The 17312-nt window shown below is 49.5% G+C and carries 18 protein-coding genes and 2 pseudogenes; 17 read left to right on the top strand and 3 right to left on the bottom strand.

Annotated elements, in window-relative coordinates; all coding sequences use genetic code 11:
• Positions 1-351 precede the first annotated feature (351 nt).
• From EL645_RS08150 to rplI, 11 genes are all read left to right on the top strand, one after another.
• Entirely contained in the window at positions 352-948 is a 597-nt protein-coding gene (locus tag EL645_RS08150) for a lytic transglycosylase domain-containing protein (protein ID WP_126549557.1), read from the top strand.
• A gap of 11 nt (positions 949-959) precedes the next feature.
• A complete protein-coding gene (locus EL645_RS40220) occupies positions 960-1259 on the top strand; it encodes a hypothetical protein (RefSeq protein WP_174845294.1) in 300 nt (99 codons plus the stop codon).
• A 101-nt stretch (positions 1260-1360) separates the two neighbouring features.
• Positions 1361-1684: a hypothetical protein gene (locus EL645_RS08140; protein ID WP_126549556.1), complete on the top strand. Its 324-nt coding sequence runs from the start codon at positions 1361-1363 to the stop codon at positions 1682-1684.
• Between the two features lie 15 nt (positions 1685-1699).
• Positions 1700-2590, top strand: coding sequence for a hypothetical protein (locus EL645_RS08135; RefSeq protein WP_126549555.1), 891 nt, complete (start codon positions 1700-1702; stop codon positions 2588-2590).
• Positions 2591-2982: 392 nt separating this feature from the next.
• Positions 2983-3186, top strand: a complete 204-nt coding sequence (locus EL645_RS08130; RefSeq protein WP_126549554.1) for a hypothetical protein — start codon at positions 2983-2985, stop codon at positions 3184-3186.
• Positions 3187-3198: 12 nt separating this feature from the next.
• Positions 3199-3429 carry a hypothetical protein gene (locus tag EL645_RS08125; protein WP_126549553.1) on the top strand — a complete coding sequence of 77 codons (231 nt, stop codon included), beginning with the start codon at positions 3199-3201 and terminating at the stop codon, positions 3427-3429.
• Between the two features lie 168 nt (positions 3430-3597).
• Complete coding sequence (locus EL645_RS08120; RefSeq protein ID WP_126549552.1) at positions 3598-4200, top strand: SprT family zinc-dependent metalloprotease; 603 nt, start codon at positions 3598-3600, stop codon at positions 4198-4200.
• A 4-nt stretch (positions 4201-4204) separates the two neighbouring features.
• Positions 4205-4414 (top strand): hypothetical protein, encoded by a 210-nt coding sequence (locus EL645_RS08115; protein WP_126549551.1) that lies wholly within the window; start codon positions 4205-4207, stop codon positions 4412-4414.
• Between the two features lie 5 nt (positions 4415-4419).
• A complete protein-coding gene (locus EL645_RS08110) occupies positions 4420-5511 on the top strand; it encodes a hypothetical protein (protein ID WP_126549550.1) in 1092 nt (363 codons plus the stop codon).
• A gap of 24 nt (positions 5512-5535) precedes the next feature.
• A complete protein-coding gene (locus EL645_RS08105; RefSeq protein WP_126549549.1) occupies positions 5536-6549 on the top strand; it encodes a tyrosine-type recombinase/integrase in 1014 nt (337 codons plus the stop codon).
• Positions 6550-6897: 348 nt separating this feature from the next.
• Entirely contained in the window at positions 6898-7365 is a 468-nt protein-coding gene (gene rplI / locus EL645_RS08100) for a 50S ribosomal protein L9 (protein ID WP_126549548.1), read from the top strand.
• A gap of 177 nt (positions 7366-7542) precedes the next feature.
• Here the strand turns inward: rplI and EL645_RS08095 are convergent, their stop codons facing one another.
• On the bottom strand, positions 7543-9099 hold the full coding sequence (locus EL645_RS08095; protein ID WP_126549547.1) for an NAD(P)H-hydrate dehydratase: 1557 nt from the start codon (positions 9097-9099) through the stop codon (positions 7543-7545).
• A 263-nt stretch (positions 9100-9362) separates the two neighbouring features.
• On the opposite strand from EL645_RS08095, the gene EL645_RS08090 reads away from it, so the two are divergent.
• Together EL645_RS08090 and pgsA are read left to right on the top strand one after the other, a co-directional pair.
• Positions 9363-10328 (top strand): TRM11 family methyltransferase, encoded by a 966-nt coding sequence (locus tag EL645_RS08090; RefSeq protein ID WP_126549546.1) that lies wholly within the window; start codon positions 9363-9365, stop codon positions 10326-10328.
• 122 nt (positions 10329-10450) lie between these two features.
• Positions 10451-11067: pseudogene (gene pgsA, locus EL645_RS08080) on the top strand (CDP-diacylglycerol--glycerol-3-phosphate 3-phosphatidyltransferase).
• Between the two features lie 41 nt (positions 11068-11108).
• Here the strand turns inward: pgsA and EL645_RS42480 are convergent.
• A pseudogene (locus tag EL645_RS42480) lies at positions 11109-11713 on the bottom strand (glycerol-3-phosphate acyltransferase).
• 668 nt (positions 11714-12381) lie between these two features.
• Here EL645_RS42480 and EL645_RS39980 point away from each other — a divergent pair.
• From EL645_RS39980 to EL645_RS08050, 4 genes are all read left to right on the top strand, one after another.
• A complete protein-coding gene (locus EL645_RS39980) occupies positions 12382-13005 on the top strand; it encodes a DUF5679 domain-containing protein (RefSeq protein WP_126549541.1) in 624 nt (207 codons plus the stop codon).
• A gap of 578 nt (positions 13006-13583) precedes the next feature.
• Positions 13584-14096: a transcription elongation factor GreA gene (gene greA / locus EL645_RS08060; protein ID WP_126549540.1), complete on the top strand. Its 513-nt coding sequence runs from the start codon at positions 13584-13586 to the stop codon at positions 14094-14096.
• A gap of 222 nt (positions 14097-14318) precedes the next feature.
• Positions 14319-15044, top strand: coding sequence for a hypothetical protein (locus EL645_RS08055; RefSeq protein ID WP_126549539.1), 726 nt, complete (start codon positions 14319-14321; stop codon positions 15042-15044).
• Positions 15045-15122: 78 nt separating this feature from the next.
• Positions 15123-15983, top strand: coding sequence for a GNAT family N-acetyltransferase (locus EL645_RS08050; RefSeq protein ID WP_126549538.1), 861 nt, complete (start codon positions 15123-15125; stop codon positions 15981-15983).
• A gap of 17 nt (positions 15984-16000) precedes the next feature.
• Here EL645_RS08050 and EL645_RS08045 read toward each other — a convergent pair whose 3' ends face one another.
• The gene (locus EL645_RS08045; RefSeq protein ID WP_126549537.1) at positions 16001-17311 is read right to left on the bottom strand and encodes a magnesium transporter MgtE N-terminal domain-containing protein; all 1311 of its coding nucleotides are present in this window, start codon (positions 17309-17311) and stop codon (positions 16001-16003) included.
• Position 17312: the final 1 nt, after the last annotated feature.

The raw sequence follows: 17312 nt of genomic DNA, 5'->3' as shown, positions 1-17312 counted from the left end.
AGTTCGAGCTAGGTCGAGGCTCTTGAAAACAGCACATGAACAACTGAAGAAAAGACACGGTATATCTAAAGGGTATAGCTCGTAGTCACGTGTGAGGGAACCTGTTCTTGCTAAGGGTAGCAAGACAGCCAAAGGACTGCTGTTAAAAGGCGATGACCGCTCACCGGATTGGGGTATAACTGCTGTCACTCATTGTTCTCTTTTCCTTCATCAACTGCAAAGGTTGACGGCTGGCGGTTGGGTTCGTTCCTGGTCGCTAGACGCTAGCCTTGGTGGTAAAGGTTAGGTTTCTGTAGCACTGTCACATGTGCAAAGTCCCCGTTTAAACGCTTACTTTTGCAAGGGAGTGGCATGATGTCACCGCTTTTCGAATGGGCTTTGTACTGGGCTGTGGTGATTGTGGCTGGCCTTGCGGTGCTGGTTACAAACAGGCCGTACAATCCACGCATTTGCCGTATTCTTGCCCGTAACGTGTTCCTCGTGAGTGTTGTGCTGATTGTGTGGCATTTCGTGGCGGTGTCGCTTGTCCCTCGCACTCCTGCTGAGGCGAAAGCTCCGGCGGTGGAGGCCGTGAACTATGTCAGCATAGCACGGCAAGATGCGGTGGCGGCTGGCATCAATCCTGATCTGTTTGTCAGGCAGATTCAACAGGAAAGCGGGTTCAATCCTGACGCGGTTTCTCCGGCTGGTGCCGTGGGAATTGCACAGTTCATGCCTGCTACGGCTGCGGGCCTGGGCGTCGATCCTCGTGATCCGGTCCAGTCGCTTCGGGCGGCTGCACACTTAATGTCCTCGTATATCCGGCAATATGGGAGTGAATCGGCTGCTCTGGCGGCCTATAACGCTGGTCCTCAAGCGTTGCGGAATGCTGTTTCTCGATGTGGTGATACCTGGCGGTCGTGCTTACCTGAGGAAACGCAACAGTATATCGCTGTTATTACCAGATAGGAGTGAAGCCTATGTCAAAACATCTGTGTCAGCAATGTGGGCATATGTGGGTGGTCACGGCTGCGGCTGGTTGGTTTCAGTGTCAACGGGTGATCGATACCAAAGTGACCAAACGCAATCCCATTGGTCAGTCGGTTTATTGTGGTGCGGTGGCGCATTGTCCTGGGTGCCTGGGCTATGTGCTGCAAGGGTACGAGGTGGTGATGTGTCGTGAACACGCTTGCCTCAATATTCAACGTCTCCCGCTGATGACGCCAACACGTCAGCGGTCCTTTTCATCCTTTACCACTGAGCAACAATCGCTCTGGTAAGGTCGTCTTTTCCTCCGGTCGTCCGTTCTATATTGGCCTGGGGTCTGGTGCTCCGGGCCGTCTCATTTCACACTGTTGAAGAAAGAAAGAGGGTACGAACTATGATGACTTTTATTGGTTTCGTTAAAGCTGGTGGTGTCTACGATGTAACTCCGAAAAACAAACCGACTGAGAAAAAGCAGATGATCTCGTTCACGGTGACCGATGAGTTGGGTAATAGCTTCGCCTGCCAGATGTGGCAGGACGATCCGCAATTCTCCCAACTGGCGCAGGTCATTGAGTCGGCGCGTCGTCAACCCGTGCAATTCGAGGTCGCTGGCTATACCTCGCGTCTGCGCACCTTCAAGGATGGTACGGAAAAGCCGCAAACCAATTTCATTGTGACACGTGTGTCGTTACCGAATATGGGCCTTCAGGCTGCATAAGAAAGGGGTGGTCCTATGAATACACGTACGGTCGTTGGCGTTCACCTGTTCCGTGAGCGCCTTGATGTTCTGTTGGCTGTCCTGGCTCCGCTCATCATGATGGCGGAGTCGGGCTATGCCAATGCCTGGATCTTCGCTGGTGGGCATCTCGGCGTTGACTTTCCTAGCTTGATGGCCTGGGGTCGTGGCATCTTCTTAGAAGCTTTGATCTTCGCCTGCTACAAGCTGGTGCGGGTCTTTGTTCTCAACAAGAAGTACTTCATTGCTGTGGTGCCGTTCATCGTTGGCAGCGTGGGTATGATCGTTTCGGCTGGCTGTAACCTGGGCTGGATGTCACAGAGTCCAGAAATGCAACGGGCGTTCGCTGCGGTGGCAGCCTACCTTCCTGGCTGGATGGGTCAGATTTTTCATATTGGCCTGGGCCTGCTCTTTCCGGTGGGTGTCGGTGTGTTCGCGCTTTTTGATGTCTCACACCTGATTGAAGAGCTGGTCAAGGCGGCGCACTTGGATAACAAAGCGGTGATGGTGCTCCGCTCCGAACTGCACCGGACGGCGTTCCTCAAACATCAGAAACAACAGATCAAAGAAGCCTCCGAACAATATGCCGAAATTTGTCGGGCTGATGTCGATGGGATGGTGGATCGTGCGCGTAAGGGTGACTTCACCTTCGGGGCTGAAGAATTGACACAGCCGCTCACATCCACGCCTTCATCGGTAACACGTATCAATCCTCCAGTGGCTTTCCCTGCGATCCCTGCTCCACAAACGAGCTACATCAACGGGCAGTACACGACCAATTTCCCGCCAACGGGCACGACACAACAGCTTAACATTCCTCCTGCTCCGCTTCCTGCGGCTGCTCCGGTCAAGCGGAAAGGGCTTGGTAGTTGGCTCGCTGGTAACTAACACTTCTTGCACGCCTGCACGCCTGCACGCCTCACATGAGGCGAATGGCGTGCTATCCTTCTCTTTTTTTTGCTCTACGGTTCGTACATATGTTCTATAAAAGCAAGCAAGCGAAAAAATCCTGCGGCATTATCTGGCTTCCAGAGGCATACAGCGTACAGGTGCGCGAATGTCGCGCCGTGACGGTGCGTAGCAAGCGTACTACCTTGATGCCAGTGTTACGCTCGGAGTCCGACGGTGCCTGTGATGCAGTCCTGCGTATATCACCTTGGCACCGTCGGCACGGAGTGCTTAACACTGAGCGTCAAGGTGGAGACGCTAGTCACGACACCATGTTGGCTAGGGGTGGGGTGGTGCTCCCTCCCGCTCCCAAGATAGAAAGAAGGTGCTCTATGCAACGTCAGCTCACTGATGTTCGCTCGATCAATACGGCTGTTTGGGATAACGTGAGTGGTCGGAACAATGGCGTTTTTTGTCGTCTGCCTGATGGCTCAACTCACAGAATTAATCGTGCTCGTACAGTTCATGGTCAATTGCAAGTGCATAGTTTGCATGCTGATCGTTGGGTTGTTCCTGCTCTGGTCTATCAAGCATAGGAGGTGCATGGTATGTCGACTCCTTATATTGTGGTCGCGTATGATCTCGCATCAAATACTTGCCTGGGTATTGTTGCTGTAGCTCTTTCTATGGAACAGGCAGTAAGCATTGTGAAGGCGTTCGCATTTGTTGCGCTGACCTGTGGCAGTTCTCTCCGCTACTATGTTCGTGATAGTTCTTCAGCCTCGCTGTATGGTCCTGAGTGTGCCGTTAATCTCTTGGTACACTGGCAACTCCCATAGGTTGCAGACAGGCGCACACAAGTAACACGCGCCTGTCTATCCTCATGTTCTATGAGTTTACTTCCTCGCTTGTTTCCTGTGGCATGGCGGTGCATAGCGCATAAAATGATGTCTCTTCTTCCATCTGTGAAAAGTCCCCGTTTAAACGCTTACTTTTTGAGGTGGCTTATGGATGAACAACTTCAGCAATTTCGTGAGTCCTGGTTGTATCATGCGACACTGTTTCTGTTTGAACATATGCAGCGGTGCGGTCTGGCTCCGGTTCCGGTTCGTGTTTCTTGCGGCTGGCCGATGAGTGGCGGTGCTGGTCAAAAGCATGTCACCATTGGTCAGTGTTTCCCTCCGACGATGTGTGCTGACGGTGTGGCACAAATTTTCATCTCTCCTCGGCTGTCAGATTCCATTGATGTGCTCGGTACGCTGCTGCATGAATTGATCCATGCTCATTTTCAAGGCCGCTTTGGGCATCGGAAAGAGTTCTCTCAAGCGGCGCGCAAAGTTGGCTTAGATGGTCCTCCTACGGCAACGGTCGTCGGTGCGCAACTGCGGCCTTTCTTGCAAGAGTATGTGACGCGTGTTGGTGCCTATCCACATGCGGCGATTGTGCCACGGGTGAAAGAGAAGGCTCCTGGCTCTCGTCTGCGGCTGTATGAGTGCTCGTGTGAGACTCCTATCAAGGTGCGGGTCGCAAGCAATGAGTTTGATGCGACCTGCAACCGTTGTGAAGAACTGTTTGTGTTGGTTGAAAAATCAGAAGAGAAAGAGGGATAAGCCTATGTGTAGACGGTCTTTTGAGTCGAGCGATTCACTGAACGAGGGTGGGCCAGTTCCACCCTCCTTGTCGTTTCTCTCCGTCTTTGATGCCTTGATTGATAAGGTGAAGGTCGTTGGCTATGGCGTGGATACCTTGATTGTGAATATCCGCTATTCGGATGACTCGTATCAACCGCTCCAGAAAGAGCTAGATGACCACCTTCAGAATTAGACTACTTGCAAGGTGAAGCGAAAGTCTCTGAGACAGCGGTGATCACGGAATGGTCATTTCTGGGGATGCCGCTCTTTATCGAGCCTCACGGTGCTGGCCGTCAATGGCGGTGGCTGCTGACCTGTCCCTGGCTGTCCCTGGTGATCTCGCGTGGGACGTTTAATGACGTGATCGCACAAGTCCGTTTCTCCTCGGAATACCTGTGGTCGCAACCGTGGACGGGTGACGCACTGGTCAAGGTTCATGATTTTCTGATGCAGGTCTTTGGGGACCATATTCACCTGCAAGTCTCCTCGGTCGATCTGTGCGCGGATGTGATGGGCTATGATTTCTCGCTGGCGAACTATCAACAAGATTTTGTGACACGTGCGCGTAAGCAATCTGTGATCTACGGGGCTGATGCTGTCAACCTGGATAGTCGGACACCTTCGTATCTGCGCTTTAGCTCTAGCTCGTCGCCGATCTCCTGCCGCATTTATAACAAGACACAAGAGATTGTCCAGAAGTCGTATAAAACGTGGTTCTATGACCTCTGGAAGCAAGAGCGATCTGGCCTGTATGCTGGCTCCTGGGATGGTGAGTCAGCGGTGTGGCGTGTGGAGTTCCATTTCAAGCGTGAATTTCTCCATAACTTGGCGGTGCCTATCGAGAGTCCCTATGATCTGCTCAATCAATTTCAATCGCTCTGGATGTACGCGATTGGCAGTATGGAGGGTGATAAAGACGGTTTTCCTGATGGCTGGTTGCGCTATGTGATGCCAACAGAGGACAGTAACCGTGATCGCTGGCCGTTGCATCCGGCTTGGGTGGTTCTTCAGTCGGCCTTTACTGAGATGGTTGAGCCTGGGCTTGGTCCAGTGGTGCGGCAACGCATTCGAGAGAAAAATCTTGAGCGTGGTTTGGCTGCGATCATCGGGTATTCATCAACAATGGCGGCATGGAACGGTGGCGACTATGCAGCTCCTGGTGCTGACTTGTCGCTGACGTTGCAATGGCTGTACGAACACGGTCAAGCCTACTTGGAAGCAAAGGACCGTGATTTTCTGGCTGAGGTTCGCCGCAAACAACTGTTGTATGGATCTGAAGGTATTGAGTAAACTGAGCTTGAATGGAGTTTGCTAATGAGATTGGACATAGCACTTAAAGATTATGTTACTGCGCATGAGATAGATAATTGCAGTGAGCATACTATTAGAGAACAGCGGCGTCTTTTGTTGGCATTTCTAGCTTGGTTAAGGTCTGAACACAATGTTACGGATACAGACGATTTGAGGGTTACTCATTTGCGAGGTTGGATCGCCTATCTACAAAAAAAACCTCATAAGAACCATCAAGATAAAGGGCTTAAGGATAGCACTGTGTACCAGTACGGTCGTATCTTGCAGACTTTTTGCCACTGGCTGGAGCATGAGGAGATAATAGAAAAGCCTATTAGCACGCGCTTTAAGCTTCCCAAGATGGAGAAGCAATTTATACCGACCTTCACACCTGATGATGTTCAGAAGCTTCTAGCTGCTTGTGAAGCTAAATATCAGCACAAACCGGAATTGAATAAAGCCTTGACTGCACGTAATCGTGCTATGGTTTCAGTGATGCTTGATACTGGTATTCGTCGTAGCGAGTTGGCCGGGCTGCGGCTCTGTGATATAGATCGTGAATTGCGTCTCCTGGTAGTTCATCGTAAGGGTAACAAATGGCAGCAAGTACCGATTTCCCGTGATGGCTTTAAGTCACTTCATGAGTATCTAACCAAATATAGGCCACATCTGTCTAAGATAGCTGGGATAACAAAAGCTCGTAAAGAGGATAGAGTGTTCTTGACTGCCTACGGTGAACCTCTTACCGTTGGTGGGGTATCCTGCTTCTTCACTAATCTTCAAAGGAAAGCGGGGATTGATGGCAAGGTTGTAAGTCCGCATAATTGTAGACGTTATATGGCGACAACACAGTTAGCTATGGGCAGGAGTCCTCTAGACGTTCAGAGACAAATGGGGCATACTACTCTAAACATGACTAACAGGTATGCCTCATTGACGACAGAACAATTACAACGATCTCATGAGGAGTTCTCACCATTAAGAGCCAAGGGGACTAACGATTTTAAGCATATGGGGTCTGGTTATTGGGAAGAATAATTATCAGGGTGGCTAACATTATTTGCTACAAATACTAATGTTAACCACCTTGTGGAACCCGCTTCTGAAGCCAATTGATGGTTGCCCAACATAACATTATAGGTGAGAAGTTTAGAGGCTGCAACACATCGCGGATTCTATGTTATTTCTCCGGAACGGTGGGCGAAAGTCAGAACTGGTTTTTGCTACAAATAGTTTAGGAGTAGAAAAATAAAACTCTGCATTAAGGAGGCTCTTTCCCTTACTATGGAAGGCTTGCTTTCGTTTAACTCAGGGTGTATACTATCACGCGTATAATTGCGTGAGGAGGAAGTCGGGTTTTCGCCCCCCCTCTGTGAGGAGCTAAGTATGAAAGTTATTCTATTACAAAACGTTGAAGGTTTGGGAAAAGTTGGTGATCTGAAAGAGGTTGCTAATGGTTATGCCCGTAACTACCTCTTGCCGCGCCAGTTGGCTGCAGGAGCAACCCCAGGCTTAGTCGCTAACCGTACACAGCGCATCGCTGCCGAGCAGCGTAAGATGGAGAAGCAGGCCGAGAGTGATCGGCAGCTAGCTGAGCGGCTGGGTCAGGTTTCATTAACCTTCAAAGCTAAGGTTGGCACTCAGGGCCGTCTCTATGGTTCAATCACGAGCCAGGATATTGCTGCTGCATTGCGCGATGCCGAGAATGTCACGATCGATCGTCGTGTTATTGACCTTCCCGAGCCTATCCGTGCGTTGGGCACTTTTACTGTTCCTGTGAAAATTGCGTCTCAATTAGAGCCAAAAATCACAGTTAATGTGGTCGATGCGGCGGAAAAGGCTGTTGCCCAATAAGCTTTTATTGCCAGGGCTGCGTAGGGTGATCTGCAAGTAAATAGTTACTTGAGGATGCTGTATGCAGTTTCCTATCTACCCCAAAAAATTGACCGTCATTGCTTTCTTTACTCCCAATGGTGAAAGGTAAGCAGAGTATGACGGTCATTTTTTATGTCTTAAACTTGTGGCAGATGACTACATTTTGGCATAGGCTGTGTTCACTATGGCATTTGGAATATATCTGAGTAGATCGGATGCCAGGAGACCTGCCCGGCCAATGTTCATATTTTCAGTTACCAGATCGGCTGCCGCAGTATGCAGATAGACGGCGGCGCTGGCTGCATCGAATGGCTTCACTCCCTGTGCTAGAAAGCCACTAATCATACCTGCCAATACATCGCCGGTACCGGCCGTTGCCAGAGCTGGATTTCCCCACCAGTTAATACGGGTCTGCCCGGTGGGATTTGTCAGGATGGTACAAGAGCCCTTCAGGACCAGATTGACCTGCCATTCTTTGGCCTTGGTGCGGGCTAACTCTAGCCGGTCAATATTGCCCCCTGATACCTTAATACCATTGCTGAGACGTCCCATCTCACCCGGATGAGGGGTAATCACCGTATTCTCAGGTAGTAGCGTCCACCAGCGTTCCAGAGCGGAAAGGTTATTTAATCCATCTGCATCTATAACCAGGTGAGGACGTTTCTCATCCGGCAGTGAGCGCAGATGTTCAAGGACCTGTAGAATGACTTCGCGGGTATTGGATGATTGTCCCAGGCCTGGCCCGATCAGCAGTGCTTTATAGTCATCGAGCTTGTCGATCAAGGCATTGGCACGCTCAAAGCTCTCTGCATCATCTTCGGGTAAGATCGTGAACGTTGCCTCATGAAATGAACTGGCGTAGAAAGGCAGCATTTTTTCTGTGACTGCCAGGGTAATTAAGCCTGCTCCTACTCTAGCTGCCGAGTTGCCAGCCAGGTAAGCTGAACCTGGATAAGGCAGCGAGCCACACAGTAGCATAACCTTACCAAAGGTCCCCTTATTACTGTTGAGAGGGCGCTCAGGCAAGAGTCGATGTACCATCTGGCCTGTTAGCATCTCTGTCTGTAGCTGGCTTTCTAGTTCGGCTGGTAGGCCGATATTCCCTACCTCCAAGTCACCCATATAATCGCGGCCGGGAAAAAAGAAAAACCCCAGTTTGGGGCAGGCCAGGGTAATAGTAGTATCCATGGCGATGGTGCCCGGATCTACTTCGCCGGTATCCGCATTGAGTCCAGTGGGAAGATCAATCGCTACCAGGCGCAGGTTTTTTCGCCTGGAGCGCTCTTCTTTTACGCGAGCAAGCAGGGCACGCATATCGTCAGGCAGTGGACGCGAACGTCCCGTTCCCAATAAAGCATCAATGACATAATCTGCCCGCTGGATCTGCTCCGTTAGAGCCTCATCAACCACCGCATCCGCTCTTTTTTCACCTTGCACAATCAGCTTATGTTCTTTCCAATAATAGAGGCTAATCAGTGCCCCGCCTTTTTCCAACTGGTCGGCCATGACCAAACCATCGCCTCCATTGTTGCCTGGACCAATCAGGAACAGAACTTTCAAGCCTTTGAGACTATAAGTGGGAAGCAGATTAGTCTCAAAAATTTCTGCGGCACTTTTTCCTGCGTTATTCATGAGGATCTCTGAGGTCAGGCCATACGTTTGTTCAGCCCGGGCTTCAAGTTCTCTCATTTCTGAGACGGTGACGATATGCATACAACACCCTCCATGTTGCTCTACTGATGTATCTCTGTCTTTTTGTATTGTACTTACTGACTAATAAATAGTGAAGGGGGCGCACCATAAATGAATTGATAATCCGCGTCCCTATTGTGAGTGATAGTCACGAGACAATATCCAGTCTCTCCTGTTACTGAGTACGTTTGAATGCTATGAACTGGCTCAGGGCTATGCTATACTGCTATATTATGAAGATAGCGCTCAAAATTACACCCCAACGCAGTACACAGTACGCACATATGACAGCCATTCTGGCGCAGCCGGAGCTACTTACCAGTCCGCTGGGCCCGCTTATGCAGGAGATACAACCTGTGACCCTGGCCGGTCAGGATTATTTATTAGCGACGGTGCCAGAGGATGAGAAGGATCGATGCCTGTCTCTCATCTCAACTGTCTTGCCCAGGTTAGGGGCTTTAAGTGAAGGATATGAATATTTTGAACAGCTGGGAGAGGTTCCTGGCCCTTTGCTGCGCCCGATTGAGCCTGATTTTACCCCATTTGTACCCATGGAAATGTCTGAAGCCCGGCGTTATCGGGGTAAGACCAACGAGACCTTTACACGTGTCTTGCTCAACGCGGCTGTGTTTTCCGGTCGTTTTGAGCTTTCTGAGGCAGAGCGCATTAGAGTTCTGGACCCTTTATGTGGTGGGGGAACTACCCTGTTCCTGGCGCTGGCCCTCGGCTATGACTCCTTTGGTATTGAGTTGAATCGACAGGATGTGGATACCACAGCAGTATTTGTACGCCAGTATTTAGAGAGTGAACATATTCGTATGAAAGAGATTGATGAGCGTGGTCGGCGTAGTGGTCGACGCTATCAATTCGAAATCGGGCGAAAAGGCGACACACGGCACATGGTACTGGTTAATGGCGATACTTCCGAGGCTACCTTGCATATGCGCGAAGTTGTCGGAGGCCCACATATGCATGTGATTGTAGGTGACTTGCCTTATGGTATTCAGCATTTTGGCGAGATTTCATCCTTGTTGAGCAAAGCTCTGCCAGTATGGGAAAGCATGCTATTGCCTGGCGGCAGTATGGCCCTATCCTGGAATGCTACACGTATTGAGCGTAAAGATATGATAGAAGCATTTCAAGAGCATACCCAATTACATATTTTGAACGAGGCTCCGTATACACAGTTCGCCCATCCGGTGGATCGCGTGATCAAACGAAGAGACCTGCTTATAGCGGTGAAGGCGTAACTGCTCCTTTGTAGCTATACAATGCTAGCTGGCTTCGCATATAATGTTACTAATTGTCACCGTAACAATCGGAACACCAAAGCTACCCGCTGAAGACGGGTGCTGCATAATAAGGGGTATGTATGCGTAATCTCCCAAATATATTGAGCATCAGCCGTTTAATTGCCACGCTGATCGTCTTTATCCTGGTCTTAGTGAATCAACCCTGGGCATTTCTGGTCGCCACTGTACTGTTTTTCCTGGCCTCTGTGACCGACTACCTGGATGGCTACCTGGCCCGACGTTTTAAGTTGTTTCCTCATTGGGGGTCTTTCTGGATTTAACCGCCGATAAAGTTTTTGTGGCCGCGGTCCTGATCGCTCTGGTACAACTCAACCTGGTGCCTGCCTGGGTTACTTTTATCATCATCACACGCGAATTCATGGTGTCCGGTTTACGTTCAATCGCGGCAGCCAAAGGCAAGGTTATTCCTGCGGGCATCTGGGGTAAGCAGAAGACTTTTATTACCCTGGTAGCTTTAGGGGCTTTATTGTTAGCTAAAGGATTAGGTGCGCATATGCTCTCACTATTTCCTCTTATGCTCACATTTAATAGCCAGACCGTCAATGCGGCCGAGATCCTGTTACTGGTGGCAGATGGCTTAATCATTATCGCTACGATCTGGACCATCCTGTCGGGTGTCGAATACCTGATTGGTGGTTGGCCACTGTTACGCAGTAGTGAGGAAAGCGCGCAATAAACTCTACTAAGAGAAGAAGCGAGAAGAGAATTCTCTTCTCGCTATTTTGTTGGGCTGACTTCCACATTAGCTACCTTCTGTCCTAATTTTCTCTCGGTTCCTGAGAGCAGGCGGCCAATATTGTCCCGGTGAAAAATAATAATTAGAGAGGGACCAATAATCATATAGAGGAGTTGAGGCAGGCTAACGGCGGCAAAGAAACCTGGATGGGTGAGTCCCAGGGTATAAAAAATAATCCCACAAATAATCGATGTCAGGGCGCCAACAATTGAACCAAGTGAAACGTATCTCCAGATACTAATAGTACCGATAGTAGTGATGGCTGAGATCAAAAATGTCAGTGGTGAGCAAACCAGGAGTACGCCAGCGCCTGTAAGTACGCCTCGGCCCCCTTAAAGCCAATAAAGACCGGATAACAATGTCCCAGCAAGGCTGCCAGGCCAGCTATCAGAATGCCCCAGCCCCCCACATTAAAAAGCGGAACCAGCGTTGCCAGCAGGGCTGGTCCGATGCCCTTTGATAGATCGATGACCAGCACAATCAGTGCCGGACCCGTCCCTAGTGTACGCTGTACGTTGGTTGCTCCGATTTTGCGGCTGCCATGGTCTCGAATATCATAATCCTTGCCGCGTAGCAGCTTTCCCATCCAATAGCCAGCGGGGATCGAACCCCACAGATAAGCGACGATTGCCGTCAGAACAAGTGAACCGATGATATTGGGCATCGAATTCTCCTTTGTGTGATGTACATTCAGTGCCAGCCACATTATAGACTGCTTCTAATAAATTGACTAGAGGATATGTTTGTGTAAAGAAACGCTGCTAATAGTTATTACAGGTCTTCCCCGGTGGATTGGGCGCGCAGGGACATTCTCTTACTTGAGGTTGAATGGGTAAAAAAGTTCTTGAAGTCAGTACTTCTGGTTATGGGTTATCAAGCTATGTTATAACAGCTATATAGATACTGTAAGCTGATAAGCCACAGGGCTTTTTCATGTTCGTCCAGAGATCACGAGCAAGCGATACGATGGATCTTCTTTCAGGTGAGGAGTGTTGTGTGGGCGGCCGTGGCCGCCCACCACGCAACACTCCACGCGCCCAACCCGGCGCCAGAGAGGAACAGTAAAAAGCCCTGGATAAGTTATTATTCAGACACGTTTATGGATGAAATGGTGATATACTCAAAGGGAATATTGGGTTATGGCTTTTAAATAGCGTGCTGTAGAGGGTAAGGATGTTGCATATGCAAAGTGTTGGAAAGTATAGTCGTATCTTTGTCAGAATACTTATTCTAGCTATATCAGGTGTCTTATTCATGGTAGGAAGATATATTGTAAGGCACCCACAGCTGCTGAAAAGCATACTACCAGGTGACGGTCGTCTCCATGAGAGAGCACTTGAAGAGCCAGTGGTCACTATCCCTGTGACCGCTGAAGAGCCAGTAAAGATTGAAGAGCCGCTAGCAACTGAAGGTCTGGCAACGGTCGCAGATCCAGCCGCAATCGAAGAGCCGCTAACGATTGTAGATCCGCCAGAGACTGAAGAGCCGGAAAAAATTGAAGAACCAATCGTAATTGAAGAACCGGCAGCAAGCGCTGAAACAGCCACCACTGAGGATGTAGTAGTTTTTGAAGAGATGCCTGTGATCCAGCCAATAATGGTGTCAGAAGAGGCTCCTGTTACTACTGACAGCGCGGTGGCAGACGAGACTCCAGTAGATGAACAAACAGTAACAGACCCCACGCTAGCCCCAACCCCGGCAGTCGTTGCCCATGACGATTCTGTTGCACCCCTGCCCGATGCTTACTGTGTCAAATGCCGTACCAAACGAGGGATGCAAAACGCCAAAAAAATTGTTACAAAGAATGGAAGGAATGCTATGGAGGGCACCTGTCCAGTCTGTGGTACGCGACTTTTCCGTTTTATGTCAATAAAATAGGTAAAATCCTCGACTGAAAAACATTGAAACAGTTTGAAATCATAAATTTCGCATACTGCTGGTGGATTATACGGAGATAAATTCACAAAAACATTTTGCGTCAAGCGGCCTGGCAAGCAAGCCAGTATATGCCATGTTAGCATGATATGAAATGAAAAGACTTCATATCAGAATAATGAAAAAACGGTGCAAATCACTTGACGTTCCTTCATTCTCAACGTATAATCTCCCTCATGTGTGTTGAGCATCTACGTTTCGCGTTGAACCGGGGCGTGGAATCATGTCGCCTCGATTGACAAAAGACAGCAACAAATAACCAGGCGCGCAAGCGTTGTATTTGCTGTCAGTACTTCATCCTCTTTTAGGAAACTTGCAAGGATTGGCAAAAAGTTGGATGTGGTTTCACTATCAATGTCTCTGATAATCAAGTAGATGATGGTAGAAGACGGGGGCAAGCCACATAGCCAGAAGCAAAAGAGTGATGAAGCTTGTAGTCTAGCTAGACAAGGTAATCAGAGGCAGATATCGGGAAGGGACCCGTTGGGGTCGAGAGCCTCACTACCAGGAGGAGTTATACAATGAGTATTGGTGGACAGAGTGATGCATCTGATCGCAAAGTCTATCGCTTAACGCCAGAAGGCTTTACTAAAATGAAAGAGCGGTTGGATTACCTGCGCAACGTAAAACGTCGCGAGGTCGCCGACTACATTCACGAAGCCAAAGAAGCGGGCGATATCAGCGAAAGTAGCGCATACGAAGAAGCAAAAAATGATCAGGCAATGTTGGAAGGCGAGATTATCGAGCTTGAGCAGCGGCTAGCCCTATCTGAAGTGATGACCCCGGATATGCACACTAATGCGGACGGTACGGTTCGTATTGGGATGCAGGTGGAAGTAGAGACAGATAGAGGTACCAAACGAACGTTTAAGATTGTTGAAACGTTCGAAGCTGATCCAAAAGCTGGATTAATCTCTGATCAGGCCCCGGTGGGCAAAGCTCTGATGGGGCATCGCGAGGGCGATGAAGTAAGTGTTTCAACTCCTGGCGGTGTAACGACATACTACATCCTCTCGATCCGTCCAATGCTGTAATCGCACAACCATTTTCACCACGGGGCATCCAACAATGTGGGTGCCCCGTTTTTTTTGAGCAAAGCCAGGGAATAAGGATGTCTATCTATCTATAAGACAGGCCCTTTATTTGACACATATCGTACACCTCGGTAATATTAAAAGGTACATTATTGCTGAGACTTAAGGTTGCATTGCAACCGACCAGCAAGATGCCTGTTAAAGGTAATAAGGAGCTTGTAATTGTTAACATTTGAAGACTTGACCGGATTATTTATCAAAACTGCGCGTGATCTGGGTCTGGTCGTCCATCCCGAATCCTGGTTGAATACCCGTTCACTGGAACGTGAATTTTCTTGTGCCTGCCATACAGGTAACTGTGACGATGTTGAAGAACAGAGTTCATGTATTCTCTCATTTTCCTGGGGTGTACTGGATACAGCCATTTCAACGGATGGTCTGGCTGCCATCTGTGAATTTTTCCATGATGTTGAGCAAGACTGTGGTCATCTCCACACCAGTGCGATCCCACCGTTAGTACTTGATCTTTCATATTCATTGGCTCTCCATGGTGAGGCGCCTTCTGAAGAGACCCTGCTCTCACTGGCTCAGATGCTCAAGCTTCAGGCCAGCGAACAGAGCCGTAGGACTACCGAAACGCGTCCCGGGGTGAGCATGATCTTACGCGATAATCGTCTCTATCCTGAAGTTCTGAACTTACAGCAGCGTGTAGAGATCCCTATCTGGCATCCACTGGGTATGCGTGGTTTACATGAAGAGCAACCCGTTCCTGGTGAGAGTATTCTGGTGCAGGTAGATGATGGAGAGATTGAAAAAATCGTCTTGCCAGATGATCCCCAGCCAGAAGAGTGGTTGCCAGAAGTGCTGGTTGATGTATGCCAGGATATCATGCAGGTTCTCGCCGCGCTTGAAGTTGCTGTGCTTTCTAACTCTCATGACCACTCTTAATAAAGAGTCTTACTGGGTGCGCCGTTCATCTTACATATATTGAGGCATTATTGGGATAGTAAAGGATTCTACTGCTAGATGCTTTCCATACGTATGTTAGCTGACACTGATATCGAAGTTGCGGATCAGATTATGCGCGCGGCATATCGAACAACTTCCAGCAGGATGCAGGTGCTGCGGCAAAACTTATTGATACAGCCAGATGGTTGGTTTTTAGCTGAACTAGAGCAACAGCCGGTCGGTTTAGTCGGAGCTACCAATTATGGGCCTTTTGCCTATGCTGGCTCTATGTCTGTTTTGCCTTCGATGCAGAGACGAGGGATTGGGGCTGCCCTGCTGGAGCATCTTTTACGTTGGTTAGAGCTTGAGCAACATTGCTCGACCATATTATTGGATGCTACTAAAGAAGGGGCTTCCTTATATCAACGCTTCGCTTTTCAGGATGAAGATACCGTTGGACATTGGGTTCGTCCTGCTTCCGCGTTTGCTACACATCTTGGACACCATGATGACCATATTCAACCTTTGCAGCGCGAAACGCTTCCAGCTTTGACCGCCTTCGATGCCCCTTATTTCGGAGCGGCCCGCGCCATCATCTTCTCCCTCCTGACCCTAAACTATCCGGACCAGCAGTCTTTTGTCTCCTATGATGAGGAAGGGGATATCAGTGGTTATCTATTTGTCAATGGCCGAACCCTGGGACCCTGGGTTGCCCGGCGGAACGAGGATGCGGAGGCTTTATTAAGGCATGTGCTTGTATTGTCGTCAGCCAAACCACTGACCGTGCTAGCGCCCGCACTTAATACGCATGCTGCAGCGTTGTTAGAGCAATATGGCTTTCATCCCCAGCGTATATTGCGCCATATGCGTCGAGGAGAGCCAGTTGGCTTGCGTGAGCGAACAAAAATATATGGGCAGGCCAGTTTCTCTTTAGGATAACTGGTGGGGGTCGCTAATTAATACATCCGTTTGGGTTTACGGCGCCGATCTTCAGGTAGCAAGGTATCCAGTGCATCATCGATCGTGACCACACCTTCAAGGATGCCATTTTCATTGACTACGGGCAATGCCAGCAAATTATATTTGGCCAATGTCTCGACGACCGCCCGTGGATCAGCATCTGGCAGTACTTTAATCAGGTTTGTCTCCATGATATCCTGCAACGTTTGGGTCGGCTGTGCGACCAGCAAGTCCCAGATAGATATCACTCCGAGAGGATAGTACTCATCCGCATCCTCATCATTTACGCAATAGACATAGGCGATGCGCACATCATTATCGATGATTTCAGCGCGAATGGCCGTCAAGGCATCCTGCGCAGTGCGAGTCTGGTTGAGTACAATATAGTCCGTAGTCATCAGGCCGCCAGCCGTATTGGCTTCATATTCCAGCAGATCCTGTACCTCTTCCGAGTCTTCAGGATTCAGCTGGCGTAATAATTCTTGCTGACGCTCTTCGGGTAACTGACCGAGCAAGTCGGCGACCTCGTCTGGTCCCATGGCATGCAGAATACCTGTGGCCCGTTCATCGGGCAGATTTTCAAGGATCTGTGCCTGGCGCTCTGTATCAATCTCCTCCATCGTATCAGCCGCCATTTCATTATCCAGCCGCTCGATTAGCCGGGCGCCCTGTTCTACAGTGACCTGGTGCACTATACTGGCGATATCGGCGGGGTGGAGCTCTGAAAGGTGACCACTGAGGGTGCGGGAAGTGGGAGGCGTGGCTAAAGGGGAGGTTGGGACCTTATCCTTGTTCTCTTCTTCATAAGGGGCGGCTTGCATCAATTCAACCTTTTCCCAGGGAACCAGGGTACTGCTTGTAGGTTGATTGATTGCATTGGCTAACCACGAGGGAGCCAGGCGACGGACCAGGCCAAGCGAGCTCTTATCGACGCCTAGAATCTGCCAGGCATCACTAAAGCAAAGATCATTGACGCGGACCATTTTTTTATGTTCCAGGTCAATGATCTGTTTATCGAGTATCTCTTGAGCCAGGCGAAACTCATCTTCATTCAAGAGATTGGATTGTACAAAAGCGAACCGCTCGATGGGATAACGCAGATGCCATGTTCCCTCACTACGTATGATGTCAGTCATCGGAACACGTTTCTGTTGATCGTCTTCAACCTCTACCAGCAGAGCGGTAGGGGAGGTTGGAGTACCCTGGCCTACCTGAGATGCTTGCGCTAGTAAATCGATGATTTTGCCCACGCGCACATTGTGCTGGTCCAGAACTGGTGCGCCGAGCAGTTGGCTTAAGTATAACATG

It is taken from the genome of Dictyobacter kobayashii, from assembly GCF_003967555.1.
Taxonomy (GTDB): Bacteria; Chloroflexota; Ktedonobacteria; order Ktedonobacterales; family Ktedonobacteraceae; genus Dictyobacter; species Dictyobacter kobayashii.
Note: the sequence above shows the minus strand (reverse complement) of the source record. Positions and strands in the feature narration are given on the sequence as shown.